The 17,899-nt window shown below is 62.5% G+C and carries 18 protein-coding genes; 13 read left to right on the top strand and 5 right to left on the bottom strand.

What is annotated here, in order from left to right:
• Positions 1-51 precede the first annotated feature (51 nt).
• The 5 genes from DBW_RS16280 (at position 52) to DBW_RS16260 (ending at position 5,595) form a co-directional block, all read left to right on the top strand.
• Complete coding sequence (locus DBW_RS16280; protein ID WP_066728977.1) at positions 52-1,947, top strand: 4Fe-4S dicluster domain-containing protein; 1,896 nt, start codon at positions 52-54, stop codon at positions 1,945-1,947.
• 244 nt (positions 1,948-2,191) lie between these two features.
• Positions 2,192-2,932 carry a hypothetical protein gene (locus tag DBW_RS16275; RefSeq protein ID WP_066728975.1) on the top strand — a complete coding sequence of 247 codons (741 nt, stop codon included), beginning with the start codon at positions 2,192-2,194 and terminating at the stop codon, positions 2,930-2,932.
• Positions 2,929-4,206: a Ni/Fe hydrogenase subunit alpha gene (locus DBW_RS16270; protein WP_066728973.1), complete on the top strand. Its 1,278-nt coding sequence runs from the start codon at positions 2,929-2,931 to the stop codon at positions 4,204-4,206. Before DBW_RS16275 ends, DBW_RS16270 begins: the two co-directional genes overlap by 4 nt.
• A 172-nt stretch (positions 4,207-4,378) precedes the next feature.
• Positions 4,379-4,828 (top strand): hydrogenase maturation protease, encoded by a 450-nt coding sequence (locus tag DBW_RS16265; RefSeq protein ID WP_197463668.1) that lies wholly within the window; start codon positions 4,379-4,381, stop codon positions 4,826-4,828.
• A gap of 179 nt (positions 4,829-5,007) precedes the next feature.
• Positions 5,008-5,595, top strand: a complete 588-nt coding sequence (locus tag DBW_RS16260) for a sterol desaturase family protein (protein WP_066728969.1) — start codon at positions 5,008-5,010, stop codon at positions 5,593-5,595.
• Positions 5,596-5,656: 61 nt separating this feature from the next.
• On the opposite strand, the gene DBW_RS16255 is transcribed toward DBW_RS16260, so the two are convergent.
• Positions 5,657-5,920 (bottom strand): DUF1127 domain-containing protein, encoded by a 264-nt coding sequence (locus DBW_RS16255; protein WP_066728967.1) that lies wholly within the window; start codon positions 5,918-5,920, stop codon positions 5,657-5,659.
• Positions 5,921-6,148: 228 nt separating this feature from the next.
• On the opposite strand from DBW_RS16255, the gene DBW_RS16250 reads away from it, so the two are divergent.
• The 7 genes from DBW_RS16250 to DBW_RS16220 all read left to right on the top strand — a co-directional run bounded on the left by DBW_RS16250 (position 6,149) and on the right by DBW_RS16220 (position 11,884).
• Positions 6,149-7,591, top strand: coding sequence for an aminotransferase-like domain-containing protein (locus DBW_RS16250; protein WP_066728965.1), 1,443 nt, complete (start codon positions 6,149-6,151; stop codon positions 7,589-7,591).
• Between the two features lie 98 nt (positions 7,592-7,689).
• Positions 7,690-8,379 carry a phosphorylase family protein gene (locus DBW_RS16245; RefSeq protein ID WP_442856869.1) on the top strand — a complete coding sequence of 230 codons (690 nt, stop codon included), beginning with the start codon at positions 7,690-7,692 and terminating at the stop codon, positions 8,377-8,379.
• Between the two features lie 53 nt (positions 8,380-8,432).
• Positions 8,433-8,870: a MarR family winged helix-turn-helix transcriptional regulator gene (locus DBW_RS16240; RefSeq protein ID WP_066728959.1), complete on the top strand. Its 438-nt coding sequence runs from the start codon at positions 8,433-8,435 to the stop codon at positions 8,868-8,870.
• 86 nt (positions 8,871-8,956) lie between these two features.
• Complete coding sequence (locus DBW_RS16235) at positions 8,957-9,865, top strand: VOC family protein (RefSeq protein WP_066728958.1); 909 nt, start codon at positions 8,957-8,959, stop codon at positions 9,863-9,865.
• Between the two features lie 260 nt (positions 9,866-10,125).
• Positions 10,126-10,602, top strand: a complete 477-nt coding sequence (locus DBW_RS16230; RefSeq protein ID WP_066728956.1) for a VOC family protein — start codon at positions 10,126-10,128, stop codon at positions 10,600-10,602.
• Positions 10,603-10,787: 185 nt separating this feature from the next.
• A complete protein-coding gene (locus DBW_RS16225; RefSeq protein WP_066728954.1) occupies positions 10,788-11,402 on the top strand; it encodes a dihydrofolate reductase family protein in 615 nt (204 codons plus the stop codon).
• Between the two features lie 104 nt (positions 11,403-11,506).
• On the top strand, positions 11,507-11,884 hold the full coding sequence (locus tag DBW_RS16220) for a VOC family protein (protein ID WP_066728950.1): 378 nt from the start codon (positions 11,507-11,509) through the stop codon (positions 11,882-11,884).
• Positions 11,885-12,103: 219 nt separating this feature from the next.
• Here DBW_RS16220 and DBW_RS16215 read toward each other — a convergent pair whose 3' ends face one another.
• The 4 genes from DBW_RS16215 to DBW_RS16200 form a co-directional block, all read right to left on the bottom strand.
• Positions 12,104-15,352 carry a type I restriction endonuclease subunit R, EcoR124 family gene (locus tag DBW_RS16215; protein ID WP_082820405.1) on the bottom strand — a complete coding sequence of 1,083 codons (3,249 nt, stop codon included), beginning with the start codon at positions 15,350-15,352 and terminating at the stop codon, positions 12,104-12,106.
• The gene (locus tag DBW_RS16210; protein ID WP_066728948.1) at positions 15,345-15,764 is read right to left on the bottom strand and encodes a nucleotidyltransferase substrate binding protein; all 420 of its coding nucleotides are present in this window, start codon (positions 15,762-15,764) and stop codon (positions 15,345-15,347) included. The genes DBW_RS16215 and DBW_RS16210 overlap by 8 nt, the downstream gene beginning before the upstream one ends.
• 114 nt (positions 15,765-15,878) lie before the next feature.
• On the bottom strand, positions 15,879-16,262 hold the full coding sequence (locus DBW_RS16205; RefSeq protein ID WP_157471925.1) for an endonuclease domain-containing protein: 384 nt from the start codon (positions 16,260-16,262) through the stop codon (positions 15,879-15,881).
• 130 nt (positions 16,263-16,392) lie between these two features.
• The gene (locus DBW_RS16200) at positions 16,393-16,575 is read right to left on the bottom strand and encodes a restriction endonuclease subunit S (RefSeq protein WP_066728944.1); all 183 of its coding nucleotides are present in this window, start codon (positions 16,573-16,575) and stop codon (positions 16,393-16,395) included.
• Between the two features lie 109 nt (positions 16,576-16,684).
• Here DBW_RS16200 and DBW_RS16195 point away from each other — a divergent pair, with 109 nt between their 5' ends.
• Positions 16,685-17,899, top strand: coding sequence for an IS256 family transposase (locus tag DBW_RS16195; RefSeq protein WP_066722594.1), 1,215 nt, complete (start codon positions 16,685-16,687; stop codon positions 17,897-17,899).

Here is a 17,899-nt window from a genome sequence, read left to right as displayed (position 1 = left end):
GGAGAATTTGCTCTGAGTCCAAAAACTTTTCAGTTCAGGGGTATCCCTTTGATGGAGCAAGCCGTCGCCCGCAGCGAGGAGGCCGCCTTCGTCACGACCTGGCGCAGCATCAGCCGGGCCGAGATCGAGTTCTTCGTGCGTTCGCTCAGCAACGCCTACGAGGTGGTCGGCGTGCAGGAGCGCCAGGGGCGCCTGACCCTGGAGCGCCTCGACGACCCGGCGGCGCTGCGCCTCGAGTTTCCCCCCCACGTCCATTCGCCGAAGAAGTTCCTCTTTCCCAACTGGGAAAAGCTGTTCCGTTTCCGCCTCGGCGGGCGGGTGCTCCTCGAACCGGAGAAGGCCGCCCTGCCAAGGGTCGTCTTCGGCATGCACCCCTGCGACATCCACGCGGTGCAGGTGCTCGACGACTGTCTCTTCGAGGGGGAGGCCGACAGCGCCTACCGCGCCAAGCGCGAGGCGACGCTGCTGGTCGGCGTCGACTGCACCCCCGACGAGCACTGCTTCTGCACCAGCATGGAGACCGATCGGGTCGCCAGCGGCTTCGACCTCTTCCTGCACCGGGTCGAGAACGGCTACCTGGTGCAGAGCGGCAGCCCTCGCGGTGAGGCGCTCCTGGCCCGCCATGCACCGCTGGTCGCCGCCCGGGCCAGCGAGTCGCCGCTGCCGCTGCAGCTCAAGGAGAACCAGGCCACCCTGCAGTTCCCGGTCGAGTCGCTGGCGCCGCTCCTCGGCGGCGTCTATGACCACCCGGTCTGGAAGGAGATCGGCGAGCGCTGTCTCGGCTGCGGCGCCTGCACCCTCCTTTGCCCTTCCTGCTACTGCTTCAACGTCCAGGACCGCCTCGACCTCAACCTCGAAGGGGGGGAACGGGTGCGCACCTGGGATTCCTGCCAGTTCGACCAGTTCACCAAGGTCGCCAGCGGCGCCGATTTCCGTGCCAACCAGGCCGATCGCCAGCGCCACCGCTTTTTCCGCAAGTACAAGTACCTCTGGGAGAAGCACCAGCGCACCGCCTGCGTCGGCTGCGGCCGCTGCAGCCGCGAGTGCCTGGCGCGCATCGAGCCGGCCGCCGTCCTCAACGACCTCTTCGCCGAGCGGGCGCTGCCGGAGATGGTCAGCGCGCCGGGAGCCGAATACCAGCCGCAGCTCGCCGAAATTCTCACTGCAAGGTCCCTGACCGCCGGCGAAAAGGTCTTCGGTCTCCACCTGCCGCAGCCGGTCGCCTTCGAGCCGGGGGCCTTCATGGAGGTCTCGGTCTTCGGCCTCGGCGAGGCGCCGATCACCATCGCTTCGGCCCCCGGGGTCGGCAGCGGCAGCGAGCTGGAACTGGTGGTGCGTGCCGCCGGCAACCTCACCCGTGCCCTGCACCGCCTCAAGCCGGGGGACATGGTCGGGGTTCGCGGCCCCTTCGGCAGCGGCTTCCCCCTCGATGCCTTTTGCGGCCGCGACGTGCTGCTGGTTGCCGGCGGCATGGGAATGATCACCCTGCGCTCGCTGCTGCTGACGATCCTCGCCCGCCGCGACCAGTTCGGCCGGGTGCTCCTCCTCTACGGCGGGCACAACCAGGAAGCGCTCCTCTTCCGCGAAGACCTGCTCGCCTGGCACCGCAGCGGCATCCTCGACTGCCGCTTTGTCGTCAACGAACCGGGCGGGGACTGGCCGCTGCCGGCGGGAGACGTTACCCAGCTCTTCTGCGACCTCGACCTGGCGCCGCAGCGGAGCAGCGCGGCTATCTCCGGACCGCCGGCGATGTACCGCTTCATCAATCCGCTGCTGCTGCGGCTCGGCTTCGACGAGGAGCGGATCTTTCTCAATCTCGAGCGCCACATGAAGTGCGGTCTCGGCAAGTGCGGCAAGTGCCAGATCAACGACATCTGCGTCTGCCAATGCGGGCCGATCTTCTCCTACAGCAAGGTCAAGCACCTGCGTGAGGCGATTGAGCACTGACGGCTCAGAGAAAAGGCTTTCCCACCGCAAGGCCGCAGGGAACGCCAAGCAAACCAAAGGGATTGTGGGCTCAAGTCGGCACACTGAACAACTTTCCGCAGGGCTCTTACGATGGTTTGATTTTCTTTGCGACCTTCGCGTCTTTGCGGTGAGGGTCAGGGGCCATTAGGCGGAAGCGCTTGCTTTTAGTTGCGGCGTGGCGTGAGAAACTGCGGCTTTCAGTTTGACTTTAATTAGGGCAACCATGACTAAACCACGCATCGGCTTTTTCGATTTCACCGGCTGCGAAGGGTGCCAGCTGACGGTGCTCAACCTCGAGGCGGAGTTCCTCGAACTCCTCGAACTGGTCGAGATCGTCGAATTCCGCGAGCTGATGAGTGAAGGGGGGGGCGAGCTCGACATCGCCTTTGTCGAGGGGTCGATCTCCCGCCCCGACCAGATCGAGAGGTTGGCGGCGATCCGCGCCCGCAGCCTCACCCTGGTGGCGCTCGGGGCCTGCGCCGACACCGCCGGGGTCAACGCCCTGGCGGCGCTGCGCACTGCGGATGACCTGCGCGCCGAGGTTTATGGCAGCGACAGCCCGCACCTCGCGACCCTGCCGCCGCAGCCCCTCGCCGCCCATGTCAGGGTCGATCACCGGGTGCCGGGCTGCCCCATCGACGGCCGCGAGTTCCTCGCCGTGCTCCAGGCGCTGCTGATGGGGCGCCCCCCCGAGCTGCCGAGCTTCTCCCTCTGCGTCGAGTGCAAGCTCGCCGAGCTCCCCTGCACCTTCGAGGCCGGGGTCGTCTGCCTCGGCCCGGTGACCCGGGCCGGCTGCGACGCCCTCTGTCTGCGCGGCGGCGACCGCTGCCGCGGTTGCCGCGGCCTGATCGACAACCCCCGCTCCGGTCCCTATCACCGCATTCTCGAGGAGAACGGCCTGACCGCCGACGACATCCTGCGCGAATTCCGCACCTTCAACGTGCCGGGGAAGGGGGGGGCATGAGAGTCGAGGTTCGCCACCTGACCCGGGTCGAGGGGCACGCCAACCTCGTCGTTGATGTCGCCAGCGGCGAGTTGCGCGAGTGCCGCCTCGAGATCGTCGAGGCGCCGCGCTTCTTCGAAAGCCTGCTGAAAGGGCGCCACTACAGCGACGTCGCGCCGATCGTCGCCCGCGTCTGCGGGGTCTGCTCCAACTCCCACACCCTGGTCTCCCTTGCCGCCACCGAGGCGGCCTTCGGCGTCGAGGTCTCGGCGCAGACCCGGCGGCTGCGCCAGCTCCTCGCCTACGGCGAGATTTTGCAGAGCCACATCCTCCATCTCTATTTCCTCGCCATCCCCGACTACCTCGGTGTCACCAGCATCCTGCCGCTGGCGAAGAGCCGGCGCGAGCTGGTGACTCGGGCGCTGCGCCTGAAGAAGCTCGCCAACGACATCTGCCTTGCCGTCGGCGGCCGGCCGGTGCACCCGGTCACCCCCTGCGTCGGCGGTTTCTCGGCGCTTCCGGCGGCGGCCGCATTGCAGGAGCTGCGGCGCCAGCTGGTGGCGGCGCTGCCGGACCTGGAGGAGACGGTTGATCTCTTCGCCACTCTGCCGATCCCCGCCTTCGAGCGGGAGACCGAGTACCTCTCCCTCAGTCCCGACGGCGGCTACCCCCTCTTCGGCAGCGAGCTTCTCTCCAGCGACGGTGCCCGCATCCCGGTGCGCGATTACCGGCTCGCCATCGAGGAATACCTGACGCCGCACTCGACGGCCAAGTTCGCCCGCCTCGGCCGGGAGAGTTACATGGTCGGGCCACTGGCGCGGGTCAAAAACGCCTTCGGCCAGCTCTCGCCGATGGCGCGCCAGGTGGCGGCGGCGTTGCAGCTCGAGCCGGGGACGATCAACCCCTATCGCAACCTGGTGGCGCGGCTGGTCGAGGTGATCCACTGCGTCGAGCAGGCGATCCATCTCGTCGACGAGACCCTGCTCCCCGGCCTGCGCCGGGAGGTGCCGGTAGTCACGGCCCGCGCCGGCGTCGGCGTCGCCGCCATCGAGGCGCCGCGCGGCACCCTCTTTCACGCCTATCACTACGATGCCGACGGCTGCATCGAGAGCGCCGACTGCGTCATCCCCACCGCCCAGAACCTCGGCAATATCGAGGCCGACCTGCGCGCCCTGGTGCCGCAACTGCTCGACCTCCCCCGCCCTGAGCTGACCCTGCGTCTGGAGAGCCTGGTGCGCGCCTATGATCCCTGCATCAGCTGTTCGACGCACCTGCTCACGGTCGATTTCGCCTGAAATCGACCGTGAGAATTTTGAATGGTGAATTAAAATGGAAATTCACTCCTCGGAAGCAAGGTCATTACTCTTTTTTCCGCATGAAATCGATTCACGCTCCCGAGGACTTGACCTGAACTCAAAATTCAAAATTCAAAATTCAAAATTTCCCGAATCGCCCCCCGCGATCCGGGTGATCGGTGTCGGCAATCCCCTCGCCGGCGATGACGGGGTCGGGATCGCGGTGATCGAGGAGCTGGAACGGGAAGGGGTGGCGCCGGGGGTCGAGGTGATCGACGGTGGTACTGGTGGCCTGACATTATTGAGCCTGATGGCGGGGGCGCGGGCGGTGCTCCTGGTCGATGCCCTGGCGATGGGGCGGGCGCCGGGGAGCGTGGCCGGTTTTCGCTACGAAGCGGGGGTCTTCCGCGCCGATGGTGCGGGGCTTTCGCTGCACCAGGCCGGGCTCGGGGAGGTGCTTGCCCTGGCCGCCGAGCTGGGGGAACTGCCGGAGCTCTTCATCGTCGGCATCGAGCCGGAATCTCTCGAGCTCGGGCAGGGTCTCTCAGAACCGGTCGCGGCGGCGTTGCCGCAGGCGGTGGCGGCGGTGCATGAGTGGCTGGCGCAGTTCCCCGGAAGGTGATGATCCGGCTACGCAGTTCGCAACAATTTTCCGGCGCCCCCGTTCCTGCAACGGGGGCGCTTTGGTTTTCTACGGAGCGGACCGTTTCGCGGTCGATTTTTCCCCGAGCGGCCGGTTGCGGTGGCTGGAAAGGTGTAAACTATAGTTGCTGCGCTATTTCGCACGGGAGATGGAAAAAGATGGGAACGAAAACAATCCGACAGTTCTTCACGCCTTTTCTCGATCGGATGGCGCGGATGTCGCAGACCCCGGCGAACTACTGGGGCGAATTCGCCCTCGATATCCCGATCGGGATCGGGCTGGTTCTGTACGGCCTGCATCGTCTCGAGACCCGGCCGGCCCTGGCTCTTTTGACCTTCCTGGTCGGGCTGTTCCTGTTCAGTTTTGTCGAATATTTCTTTCACCGCTGGCTGTTCCACGGCTCGATCCCCATCATGGTAGAGGGGCACCGGGAGCACCATCGCAATCCGCTCGGCTACTCCAGCCTCCCCTTCTTCCTCCCCGCCCTGGTGCTGTTCGGCCTGCTGGTTCTCTTCGATCTGCTGTTGCCGAGCGGTTTCGGCGCCCTGCTGATCGGGGCCGTCGCTTTCGGCTACGTTGCCTACGGCGTCGGTCACTTTCTGATTCACCACCTGCGATTCCATTATCGCCTTGCCCAGCAGTGGGCCGGCAATCATCTCACCCACCACTACCACCCCACCACCAACTTCGGGGTGACCTCGCCGCTCTGGGACCGGGTTTTTTCGACGCGCTACCAGAGGCGTTGAGCCAGCGCAGACAAAGCGGCCGGATCGTATCGACCCGGCCGCTGTTTAATCTTATCTGACGCTATGCCGTCCCGGAGAATCCGCCGCCCCGTCGCTCCGGCACCCAGCCCGGCCCCTTGCGGGCCATCTGGTCGACATCGGCCCTTGATATGCCGAGATCGGCGAGCATGCGGTCGTCCATCTCCTGCAGCTGGCTCAGCCCCCGGGCCCAGTTGCGCCGGCGCTTGAGCGCCTCCAGCAGCGCCCGGCCGGCGAGCAGCAGGGCGCCGCCCCAGCCGGTTTCGCTGCGTCTTGTTGCGATGCGTTCCAGCGAAAGGGTTTTCATCGTCTTCTCCTGATAGCCATTCCCGCCGCGGCCGATGCGGCCAGGGCGGTACGTTGGCCCCAGCATAGCGCTCCCCCGCCAGTTAAAACAGATACAGCAACCAACTTTTGTATCCATTACAATTTGTATTAAACTAAACTGTATCCATCGCTTTTGTGGCGCGCTGTGCCTGTCGGCAAAAGACCGGCCGCAGTATCGTCAGATAAACCCCAGCAGGAGGCCGCCGTCATGCCGGAAGCTTCGCTCCCCCTCTACGAACAGGTCGCCGGACGCATCGCCACCCTGGTCACCGAAGGGACTTTTCGCCCCGGCGAGCGCGTCCCCTCCCTGCGCCGGCTCAGCCGGCAGCTGCAGGTCAGCCTTAACACCGTCAAGGAGGCCTACGCCCTCCTCGAAGACCGCCGCGTCCTCGAGGCGCGCCCCCAGTCGGGCTATTACGTGCGCGGCCGGCTGCCGGAGATCCCCGCCGAACCGAAGCTCAATCCGCCGGCCCTGGCGCCGACCGAGGTCAGCACCGGCCAGCTCTTCCGCATGGTGCTGCGCGACTCCCTCGACCCTCAGCTCCTCCCCTTCGGCATCGCCATCCCCAATCCCGACCTGCTGCCGGTCGCCCGCCTTAACCGCATGCTCAGCGAGGAGACCCGGCGCCACCCGCTGCCGTCGGTCTCCTACGCCATCCCGCCGGGATACGAGCGGCTGCGGCAGCAGATCGCCCAGCGCATGCTCGCCGCCGGCTGCGCCCTCCATCCGGAGCAGATCGTCATCACCTCCGGCTGCGCCGAGGCGGTCGCCCTCGCCCTGCGCGCCCTCTGCCGCCCCGGCGACACGGTGGCGATCGAGACGCCGGTCTACTTCAACTTCCTGCAGCTGATCGAGGATCTGCAGCTCAAGACCCTGGAGATCCCGACGTCGCCGCTGACCGGCATCAGCCTCGACGCCCTCGACTACGCCCTGGAGAGCCACCCGGGACAGGTCAAGGCCTGCCTCGTCATCTCCAACTTCCACAACCCCCTCGGCGGCACCCTCGGCGACGACGACAAGGAGCGGCTGGTGGCACTGCTCGAGCGACACGGCGTGCCGCTGATTGAGGACGACATCTACGGCGATCTCTCCTTCTCCGACCAGCGTCCGTCCGTCGCCAAGGCCTGGGACAAGAGCAGCAACGTCCTGCTCTGCTCCTCCTTCTCCAAGACCCTGGCCCCCGGCTACCGGGTCGGCTGGATCGCCTCCGGGCGGTACCAGGAGCAGATCGAGCGGGCCAAGATGATCACCAACGTCGCCACCGCCACCCCGCCGCAGCTCGCCATCGCCGCCTTCCTCGCCAACGGCGGCTACGACCGCCACCTGCGCAGCATCCGCCGCGTCTACGCCCGCCAGGTGGCGCAGATGGCCGACGCCATCGGTCGCCACTTCCCGGAAGGAACCCGCGTCACCCGTCCGCAGGGGGGCTTCGTCCTCTGGGTCGAGATGCCCGCCGGCATCGACTCGCGGCGCCTCTACGAACGCGCCAAGCGCGAGCGGATCAGCATCGCGCCGGGTCCGCTCTTCTCGGCGACGGGTCGGTTCGGCAACTGTCTGCGGCTCAATGCGGCTTTCTATTCGGAAAAGGCGGAAGGGGCGGTGGAAACTTTGGGGCGGATTGCTAAGGAGTTGGTGGGCGTGGGGGGATAGTTAAAGCGGACCAGCTTTGGTGGAGCCGAAGCAAGAGCCGAGGGGGTCAAGTCTTGCTTTGCAATATTTGTGGCACGGAAAGACTTGACCCCTCGGGGATACCCATCGCCCGGGAGTCGGAGGGGGTGACCTGCCTGGCGACCCTGTCGGAAAACCGGGGGTTGCACAGCTACCTCTGCCGCAACCGGGACGGAACTCCCTTCATCGCCGCCACCAGCGGCATGGGGGCGCCGTCGCTGTCGATCGTGGTCAACGAACTGGTCGCGGTCGGCGTGCGCACCGTCATCCGCGTCGGTACCAGCGGCGGCATCGCGCCGCCGGTGCACGCCGGCGACCTGGTGATCTCCAGCGCCGCGCTCTGCCGCCAGGGGGCCGCGGCGGACATCGCCCCGGCCGAATACCCGGCGGCGGCCGATCCGTTTTTGACCGTGGCGCTGGCCGGGGCGGCGCAGCGGCTCGGCATTCGCGCCCACCTCGGCGTGACCGCCAGCGTCGACACCTTCTACGAGGGACAGGAGCGCAGCGATTCGGCCAACCCCGTCCTGTTGCGCCAGCTGCGCGGCGTCACCGAGGAATACCGCCAGCTGCGCATCCTCAATTACGAGATGGAGGCCGGCACCCTGTTCAAGATGGGCTTGGTCTACGGCTTCGCGGCCGGCTGCGTCTGCGCGGTGCTGGCCGAGCGGCTGGTGACCGAGGCGGTCGACCTGCAGGTCAAGCAGCAGGCCGAGCGGGATGCCGTGCGCGTGGCGCTGGCGGCAATGGAAACTTCCCGGGCGGGCACTTGACAGCGGCCGCCGTCCGGGACTTTAATGGAGTTGCATATACAACAGGAGCCCCGATGAAATCCCTCACCCCCCAGCAACTGGCCCGGCGTCTCGCCGACGAATGCATCGCCTTTCGCGTGCGGCTGCTGAACCGGGTCGTCACCGGCGTCTACGATGCGGTCCTTAAGCCCTTCGGCGTCACCGTCAACCAGACCACCATCCTCGCCATGCTGACGCTGGCCGGCGAGGTCGGTCCCGGCGCCATCGGCCGCGAACTGGCGATGGAGAAGTCGACGGTCAGCCGCAATCTGGAACGGATGCGGAAAAACGGCTGGATCGAGACCACCGCGGGAGGGGTCCGGGTGACGGCTGCCGGGCGCGCGCTCTTCTCGTCCCTCCATCCTGCCTGGGAACAGGCTCAGGCCGATGCCGAACGGCTGCTGGGGGAGGCGGGGGTCGGCGCGATCGAGGGGCTGCACCAGAGCCTGCGTCAAACCCGGAATGACGGGTGATGTTTTTGGGCGCGTCGTTGCATATACAACAAGATTGAAGCAGGAAGGGCTCATGCGGCGGATGGCCGCGGAAAGGAGAGGACAGCATGACCGGGCAACAGATCGTTCCCCATTTCTGGTTCAACAAACAAGCCAGGGAGGCGGCCGCCTTCCACGTTGCTGCCTTCGGCGGCGACTCGGAAGTAACCAACGTCACGACCCTCACCGACACCCCCTCGGGCGAGGTGGATGTCGTCCAGTTCCGGCTGCTCGGTTACGAATTCATGTCGATCAGCGCCGGCACCTTTTTTCAGATCAACCCGGCGCTCTCCTTCATCGTCAATTTCGACCCGGCGCAGCGTCCCGACGCCGGGGAGGCGCTGGAGGCGTTATGGGTCAAGCTGATCAGCGGCGGCAGGGCCTTGATGCCGCTCGACCGCTACCCCTTCAGCGAACGCTACGGCTGGGTCGAGGACAAATACGGCGTCTCCTGGCAGCTGATCCTCAGCAACCCCGCCGGGGAGCCGCGGCCGGCAATCATCCCCGCGCTCCTCTTCACCGGCGCGGTGTGCGGCCGGGCCGAGGCGGCGCTGAATTTTTACACCGAAGTCTTCAAGCAGACGCGCGAAGGGCTGGTGGCCCGCTACGGCCCCGGCATGGAACCGGACCGGGAAGGGACGCTGATGTTCGCCGATTTCATGCTGCAGGGTCAGTGGTTCGCGGTGATGGATTCGGCCCGCGACCACAACTTTGTCTTCAACGAGGCGGTGTCGCTGATGGTCCACTGCGACACCCAGGCGGAGATCGACTATTTCTGGGGCAAACTCTCGGCGGTGCCGCAGGCCGAACAGTGCGGCTGGCTCAAGGACAAGTTCGGTGTTTCCTGGCAGATCGTCCCGGCGAAGATGGGCGAACTGATGGGTGGCACCCCGGAACAGCGCGCCCGGGTGACGCAGGCCTTCCTCAGGATGAAGAAGTTCGACATTGCCGTGCTCGAAGCCGCCTATGCCGGATGAATGCCCGGCTGGAGGGAAAGGAAACCCTGGATAAGCAAACCGAGGAAGCCGAATTAAGATCAAATTTGGAAACCAATTTTTCAGGCAGGAAAAATATGAAAGGGTTTTTCTTTAGCAGCATGAGACGCCGGGAATCAGGAGCTCACAGGAAGAACGTATATGCACTTCTGTTGGGACTCCTCACCGCCGGTTGCGCATCAATGCCGGCCCCCCCTCCAATGGAGGCCGCCCCGACGTCCGTTAGACACCGAGGAGACACCATGAAAGTCATGCGCATGGACAACGTTGGCATCGTGGTGAAAGACATTGATACCGCAATTCAGTTTTTCACGGAACTCGGCCTTGCCCTTGAAGGCCGCATGCCCATCGATGGTGAATGGGCCGGTCGCGTCACCGGAGTACACGGCCAGCGTGTCGAGATCGCCATGATGCGTACCCCTGATGGCAACAGCCGCATCGAGCTTTCGCGCTTTGACGCCCCCGCCATCGCGTCCGACCATCGCACCGCTCCCGTGAACTCGCTGGGGTACCAGCGCGTCATGTTCACCGTCGAGGACCTCGACGACACCCTCGCCCGGCTTGGCAAGCTCGGTGCGACGTTGGTCGATGAAGTTGTCGATTACGAAAACATCTACCGGCTCTGCTACATCCGGGGTCCCGAGGGAATTCTCATCGGTCTCGCCCAACAGCTCGGGCAACAGAACGCCCGGGAGAATCCCATGGAGCCTACGCGCTGAGAACTCAGGCCCTGGCTTGGTGTAAGGAGCCAAACCATGTCACGGTCAAAAACATCGTCTCTCCGGACGAAATCTGGAACGCCTGGACGCGACACAGGCCTTGCTCCAGATGAAGAGATAGGACATCACTGCGCTCGAAGCGGCGTTTGCCGGATATCCCTCCTCAAGCAAGGCAGGAGCACACCATGGCAGAACTGACCGTAACCACCTTCGTATCTCTCGACGGCGTCATGCAGGCCCCCGGCGGGTCCGAGGAGGACACCAGCGGCGATTTTACTCACGGCGGCTGGGTCTTCCCCCTGGCCGACGCGGTCATGGGGAACTGGGTCGTCGAAAACATCTCGCGCGCCGAGGCCTTTTTGCTCGGCCGCACCACCTACGACATCTTCGCCGGCTACTGGCCCCGCTTCCCCGATCCGAACGATCCGATCGCCTTCCAACTCAACCATCGGCCGAAGCATGTCGCCTCACGCACCCGCAGCACCTTCGCCTGGAACAACAGCCGGCATCTGCCGGAGGTGGTTTCAGGTGTCGCCGAACTCAAGCGTCGCTGTGTGGGTGAAATCCAGGTGCACGGCAGCGCCGGGCTGCTGCAGACCCTGATCGCGCACGATCTCGTCGACGAATACCGGATTCTGACCTTTCCGGTACTGCTCGGCCGCGGCAAGCGGCTCTTCGGCGGCGGTACGGTGCCACGCAGTCTGCAACTGGTGCGCACCGTCACCAGCAGTACGGGGGTGCTCCTCGGGGTTTACCGGCCGGCGGGGGCGCTCCAGACCGGAACGTTTGCGATCGACTGAACAAGGAGAAAAGCCGTGCGCAACCCGTCGCTCTGCTACGCGCCGGCAGCGGCGACACCCGCGGCTGGCCAGCAAGACGGCGCCATTACGAAAGGAATACGTCCATGAATACCAATCCAGTTCGTTGTTTCGAAATCTACGTCGAGGATCTACCGCGTGCCAGGGAATTCTACGAAACGGTGCTGGCGACCGAACTGAAGCCGCTCGCCTCCCCCACCCCGGGGCTCGAATTCCTGGCTTTCCCCATGGCGGAGGGGGGCTACGGCGCCGCCGGTACCCTGGTGAAGATGGTGGGCGGCCCGTGCGGCGGCAACAGCACTCTGGTCTACTTCGGCTGCGAGGACTGCGCCGTGGAAGCGGGGCGGGTCGAAAAGGCCGGCGGCAAGGTCGAGCAGGGCAAGATGTCGATCGGCGAGTACGGTTTCATCGCCCTGGTGCGCGACAGCGAAGGGAACATGATCGGGCTGCATTCGATGCGGTGAACGGATAAGGACGAGCTGTCCGCAGAGTGCACGGATTTGCGCCGATAACTCTGGGCAATCTGCGGCTTCTGCTCGGCTGGGAAAACCACCGGGATCAGGCTTTGCATGTTGCAGTTTTTGAGTCAGACCTGCAATCTTGCGATTTCAACCATTTCCATGTTTGCAGACCTGATCCGATTGCCCGCGGTTTCACCACAGGCAGTTTCGTTGCGGCGTGACCTATAAATCTCCCACATTGTCCTCGAAGGTTCTAACAATGGACAGAAGTTTTTCTACAATTCGCTCAAAAATCGGTTTACGTTCCAGCAGCTTCGGTTTGTTATCCAGCGAGGCAAAGACCGTTTCGCGCAAAGGCTCTTTTCCAGTGAACTGATAGCTATCAAGCATCTGATAAACGGCTGTAGGGGCCATGCCTTCCGTTGCACACAGGTGGTTAATCGCCACCTTCTTTTCTTCCGCCCAGAACGCGTTGAACACCTCCTTGAGATTCTGTTCCTCGGAAATGTCGGGCATGTAGTCATTGATGAATTTCTCGATCAACTCGCGCTTGCTGCGCAGCTGGGTCTCCTTTTTCAGTAGGTCGAAAACCGCCTCGCGCTGCTGCTGCGCCTTTTTGCGTTCCCTGGCGTTCGCGCTGCGCTCCTGCTGCTGGATTGCCGCGAGAAGTTCGAGGATATAAGCCACGTTGATCTCGTCGCGCTGGATCAGCTCCAGCTCGAAGTCAACCTCCTCAATGATGGAAGCCCCCGCCTCCTCCTTGAGGCTGCGCATCCGGTCGTAGATGTCCAGATATTTGCTCTTGTAATCCTCGAACGTCTGGGCATCCATGTCGAGGTCGGCAAAGTTGAACTCGGTAAAAGACTTCAGGATATTGAGCAGGCGCATCAACTGCCGAAAGGCCCGGACAAAGGCCAACTGATCCTTTTCACTGATCAGTTCTGAGACCGCGTCCGGCGTTGACGCCAGCACCATCAGTTTGATCACCCCCTCGTTGAACAGCTCGACATGCCGCTCATAGGGCTCAATAAAAATGATCTCCTTCGCCTCCGGGTTGGAGAAGAGGGCAATAGCTTCGTCGGTATTCTTCTTCAGGTTGCGGAAGCAGACGATGTTCCCCTGGGACTTCAACTCTCCCAATGTCCGATTGGTGCGCGAATAGGCCTGAATCAACCCATGGTACCTGAGGTTTTTGTCGACGTAGAGGGTGTTAAGCTTCTTCACGTCGAAACCGGTCAGATACATGTTCACCACTAACAGGATGTCGACCCGATCTTTTTCCAGGAAACTTTTCTTGTCACGTTCCTTCAAGCGCCGGGCGACATCCTTGTAGTAGTTGTAAAAACTCTTACTGTCCTTGGCGGAAAAACTGGTCTGGTATTGACGGTTGTAGTCGCCAATGAACTCTTCCAATTTGTCGCGACTGTGTTTGTTGACCGGGGTATCAGTGCCGAGGTCGAGGTTGGGGTCACCGATAAGGCCATCGGCGTCGACATCGTCCTCGTTGGCGGCATAGGTGAAAACCGTCACCACCCGCAAGTCGTGCTCCTTCTTCTCCCGCTTGCGTTTGAAGGTTTCATAATAGGCGATCAGGGCATCGACGCTGCTGACGCAGAGGATGGCCGAAAAATTTCGGTTGTGGGTCTTGCGATTGTGATTGGCGATGACCCAGTCGACCACCTTTTCGATCCGCTGCGGAGCTTCAAAAAACGCCTTGGTATCGATCGACGAAACCTGCTCATCCACCAGCGTGCCGTCCTTGCGCTTCAACTTGCCCCAATACTCGACCGAGAAGCGCAGCACGTTTTCGTCGCTGATGGCGTTGGTGATGACATACCGGTGCAGGCACTCTTCGAAAAGATCCTTGGTGGTCCGTTTGCCGTGCTGATTGCCGACGGCATTCTCGGCGAAGATCGGCGTACCGGTAAAGCCGAACAACTGGGCTTTGCCGAAATACCCGGTGATGTTCTTGTGGGTCTGGCCGAACTGGGAGCGGTGGCATTCGTCGAAGATGAAGACGATACGCTCATTGCGCAGGGCTTCGATTCGCGGCAGGAAGCGCTTGCGGGAGATGGCGTTGTTCAGCTTCTGGATGGTGGTGACAATCAGTTTGTTGTCGCCTTCGAGCTGCTTTACCAAGGCGCGGGTATTGCTGGTGGCGTCGACGCTTCCTTCGCGAAAGTAGTTGAACTCGCGGGTGGTCTGGTAATCGAGGTCGGCGCGGTCGACGACGAAGATAACTTTTTGCACCTTGGGCAGGGCGGTCAACACTTGCGCGGCCTTGAAACTGGTGAGGGTCTTGCCCGAGCCGGTGGTATGCCAGATGTAGCCGTTCTTGCGGCCGTGCTTGACCCGCTCGACGATCGCCTCCACGGCGTGGTACTGGTAGGGGCGCAGCACCATCAGCACCTTGTCCGACTCATGCAGAACGATGTACTTGCAAATCACCTTGGAGAGTGCGCACTTCTCCAGGAACCGGTCGGCAAAGGCGTCCAACTGGGTGATCGGGTTATTGTCCTTATCCGCCCAGTAGAAGGTCTGCTTGAAGTCCTGGTTGCGGTTGTTGGCGTAATACTTGGTGTTCACCCCGTTGGAGATGACGAACAACTGCACGTACTGGAACAGTCCGTTCTCCGCCCAAAAGGAATGGCGGTGATAGCGGTTGACCTGGTTGAAGGCCTCCTTCAGCTCCATGCCGCGGCGCTTGAGCTCAATCTGCACCAGCGGCAGGCCGTTGATTAATAGCGTCACGTCGTAGCGGTTTTTGTAGCTCCCCGCCAGGGTGATCTGGTTGGTCACCTGGTATTGGTTTTGGCACCAGTGCTCGGTATTGAGGAACTGCAGATAGAGGGATGAACCGTCGTCTCGGGTGAGCTGCATGCGATCGCGCAGGATCTTTGCCCGCTCGAAGACGTTTCCCTTGTCCAGATGGTTGAGAACCTTGGCGAACTCGGCATCGGTCAACAACACCTCGTTATGCTTTTCCAGCTGTCGTTTCAGGTTGGCGCGTAGCTCTGCGGAATTACCGATTGAGACAAAGTCATAGCCAAGCCCGCCCAGACGGCGGATCAGGCTCTGCTCTAACTGGGCTTCGGACTGGTAGGCCTGCTCGGCGTAGCGCCTCGCCTCGTCGCGGCGCCGCAGTTCGGCGGCGTAGCTTTCCGCGTTGAAGAACTCGGTGCCGACGCGCCGAATATGGTCGAGCAAATTGGGGTTGTCGATCTGGGCGAGAAGGGAGATGTCGAAGGAGTAGGGCAGGTCGAGATCGTCCAGGGCGATGGCGACCCGGTTCAGGAAGGAATTTTCCAACTCCCCGGTCGTGGTCAGGGTCAGGTCGATGTCCGAGCCGGGTTTGTAAGTCCCCTTGGCGCGCGAACCGTAAAGGGTGGCCAGCCGGATCGGTTCGAACCGCGCAAGGGCAGCGCGGATTTTTTCGATGACCTCCGCGGGCAGACCGAATTGCTCAGCCATGTTCTTCCTGGTAACGGCGCAAGCTCTCGCGCAGGGCGACGAAAGCGGGGTAGTAGCGGTTGACGATGTCTTCCAGGATTGCTTCCGTAACGTCCTCATTGTAGGTATGCACGGTAAGCGCCCGGCTCTTGATCATGTCCATCCAGACCTTGCCGTCGGCGATCAGCCCGCGATTGAAGGCCACCCGGATGGCGTCGCGGCTTCCATGAATTCCCAGCTCCCCCTGGTATTCGTAAAAATCCTTCAGGACGTTCCAGGCCAATTCGTAATTGTACTCGAAGGCCTGGATTACCCCCTGGCGCTCCAGTTCCGACAGGTCCCGTTCCGCCATCAGGGCCATGGCCTTGTCCAGCTGTTTCATGGAGCGTTGGAAGTTGTCGAAGCGCTGCATCCAGCGGATGTCTTCGGTCATGGTCGACTCTCCTAAAGGCAAATCTCCTGAATCAAATCCCCCTAAGTCCCCCTTTCTTAAAGGGGGACTTGGAGAACCTCTCACATTCGAAAATTGCCGCCTTTACTCCCCCCTTTATGAAAGGGGGGCTGGGGGGGATTTCCTCTTGCGCAAGATCTCCTCGCCGATCCGCTCCAGGACGGCATCGGTTTCCAGCAGCACTTCCCGGTTGTCGAAGCGCAGCACCAGCAATCCCTCTTCAGCAAGGCAACGATCGCGCTGCCGGTCGCGTTGGAGATGGCCGGGTTCCAGGTGCTGGCTGCCGTCGACCTCGACGACCAACCCGGCGGCTGGGGCGAAAAAATCGACAATGTACGGGCCGAGCGGTTTCTGCCGATAGAACTGGACCCCGTGCAACTGCTTCCGGCGCAGATGGGACCAGAGCAGCTGTTCCGCGTCGGTCATGGTTTTGCGCAACTGGCGGGACGGCGGTTTCAGGTTTCGGCTGTAGTTGCGCAAGGGCAAATCCCCCTAAATCCCCCTTTCATAAAGGGGGACTTTTAAACCATGCTCCGTCTCGGCACTCCGGCCTGAATTCCCCCCTTTAAGGAAGGGGGGCTGGGGGGGGATTTGCTTCCCGCCTTCACCTCTATACGAACATCTGTTGCAGGATGCCTTTTTTGAAGGTTTCCATCTTTTCGATCTGCGTGGAAACGGCGTCGATTTTGGCGTCGATGGCGGAGAGGAAGTAGGCGATTTTTTGTTGCTCGATCTCGGATTTCGGAACGACAAACGGAGTCCTTCCTATAAAATCCCAATCCGCGCGGGGCATCTTCGAGCCAGAAGATTTATTGCAGGCCCAATCAAATCGAGGGTGTAAAAAAGATTGTGTAAATGGCCATTCAGGGGTACACCGGGACCCCACCCTCTAAGGAGCCCCCATGGCCATCGAAAAAGATCTGCTGGACCGTCTGCTTGCCGACTACAAGAAGCCCGAAGACCTGATCGGCGAAACCGGCTTGCTTAAACAGCTCACCAAGGCCCTTCTGGAACGAGCTTTGGAAGCGGAATTGACCCAACACCTGGGGCACGAGAAGCATGCTCCCGTGGCCACGAAAGGCGGCAATGCCCGCAATGGCAAGTCGGCCAAAACCATCAAGGGCGAATTCGGCAAACTGCCGATCGAGGTTCCGCGTGACCGGGACAGCAGCTTCGAGCCGCTCATCATTCCCAAGGGCCAGACCCGCTTCGCCGGCTTCGACGGCAAGATCATCTCCCTCTACGCCCGGGGGATGACGACCCGGGAGATCCAGGGGCATCTGGAAGAGATTTATGGCGTCGAGGTCTCTCCCGCCCTCATTTCCAGCGTGACCGATGCCGTCGCGGACGAGGTCAAGATCTGGCAGAACCGACCGCTCGACGCCCTCTATCCCATCGTCTATATGGACGCGGTCCGGGTCAAGGTGCGAGACAACGGCCACGTCAGCAATAAAGCGGTCTACCTGGCCCTGGGCGTCACCCTGGACGGCATCAAGGAGGTCCTGGGCATGTGGGTGGCCGAGAACGAGGGCGCCAAGTTCTGGCTACAGGTGGTGACCGAGTTGAAAAACCGGGGTGTCGAAGACATCTTCATCGCCTGCGTGGACGGGCTCAAAGGTTTCCCCGAGGCCATCGAAGCAGTCTTTCCTCGCACCCAGGTCCAGCTCTGCCTCGTTCACATGGTGCGCCATTCTCTCCGCTACGTCTCCTGGAAACAGCGCAAGGAAGTGGCGGCCGATCTGAAGTCCATTTACCAGGCCGCGACGGCCGAGCAGGCCGAAATGAACCTGACGGAGTTCGAAGCGAAGTGGGATAAAACCCACCCCTCCATCGGCCAGTCCTGGCGGCGCAACTGGGAGAGAATCACCCCTTTTTTCGCCTACCCGGCGGAGATTCGCAAGGTGATCTACACCACCAATGCGATCGAATCGCTGAACATGTCGCTGCGCAAGGTCACCAAGAACCGGGGCTCATTCCCCAACGACGCAGCCATGTTCAAACTGCTCTACCTGGCGCTGAACAATATCGCCAAGAAATGGACCCTGCCGATTCGGGACTGGAAGGCCGCCCTCAACCAGTTCTCTATCTTGTTCGAAGGCAGGTTGCCGGTTTACTGA

It is taken from the genome of Desulfuromonas sp. DDH964 (genome assembly GCF_001611275.1).
In the GTDB taxonomy this organism is placed as follows: Bacteria; Desulfobacterota; Desulfuromonadia; order Desulfuromonadales; family DDH964; genus DDH964.
This window is presented reverse-complemented; position numbering and strand designations above follow the sequence as displayed.

Bases quoted from the DNA above. Each gene is read 5' to 3' on its own strand.
- DBW_RS16260 (WP_066728969.1), top strand. From the start codon at position 5,008: ATGGGAACGAAAACAATCCGACAGTTCTTCACGCCTTTTCTCGATCGG.
- DBW_RS16275 (WP_066728975.1), top strand. From the start codon at position 2,192: ATGACTAAACCACGCATCGGCTTTTTCGATTTCACCGGCTGCGAAGGG.
- DBW_RS16250 (WP_066728965.1), top strand. From the start codon at position 6,149: ATGCCGGAAGCTTCGCTCCCCCTCTACGAACAGGTCGCCGGACGCATC.
- DBW_RS16225 (WP_066728954.1), top strand. From the start codon at position 10,788: ATGGCAGAACTGACCGTAACCACCTTCGTATCTCTCGACGGCGTCATG.
- DBW_RS16280 (WP_066728977.1), top strand. From the start codon at position 52: ATGGAGCAAGCCGTCGCCCGCAGCGAGGAGGCCGCCTTCGTCACGACC.
- DBW_RS16195 (WP_066722594.1), top strand. From the start codon at position 16,685: ATGGCCATCGAAAAAGATCTGCTGGACCGTCTGCTTGCCGACTACAAG.
- DBW_RS16235 (WP_066728958.1), top strand. From the start codon at position 8,957: ATGACCGGGCAACAGATCGTTCCCCATTTCTGGTTCAACAAACAAGCC.
- DBW_RS16220 (WP_066728950.1), top strand. From the start codon at position 11,507: ATGAATACCAATCCAGTTCGTTGTTTCGAAATCTACGTCGAGGATCTA.
- DBW_RS16255 (WP_066728967.1), bottom strand. From the start codon at position 5,920: ATGAAAACCCTTTCGCTGGAACGCATCGCAACAAGACGCAGCGAAACC.
- DBW_RS16215 (WP_082820405.1), bottom strand. From the start codon at position 15,352: ATGGCTGAGCAATTCGGTCTGCCCGCGGAGGTCATCGAAAAAATCCGC.
- DBW_RS16200 (WP_066728944.1), bottom strand. From the start codon at position 16,575: ATGCCCCGCGCGGATTGGGATTTTATAGGAAGGACTCCGTTTGTCGTT.
- DBW_RS16210 (WP_066728948.1), bottom strand. From the start codon at position 15,764: ATGACCGAAGACATCCGCTGGATGCAGCGCTTCGACAACTTCCAACGC.
- DBW_RS16270 (WP_066728973.1), top strand. From the start codon at position 2,929: ATGAGAGTCGAGGTTCGCCACCTGACCCGGGTCGAGGGGCACGCCAAC.
- DBW_RS16240 (WP_066728959.1), top strand. From the start codon at position 8,433: ATGAAATCCCTCACCCCCCAGCAACTGGCCCGGCGTCTCGCCGACGAA.
- DBW_RS16230 (WP_066728956.1), top strand. From the start codon at position 10,126: ATGAAAGTCATGCGCATGGACAACGTTGGCATCGTGGTGAAAGACATT.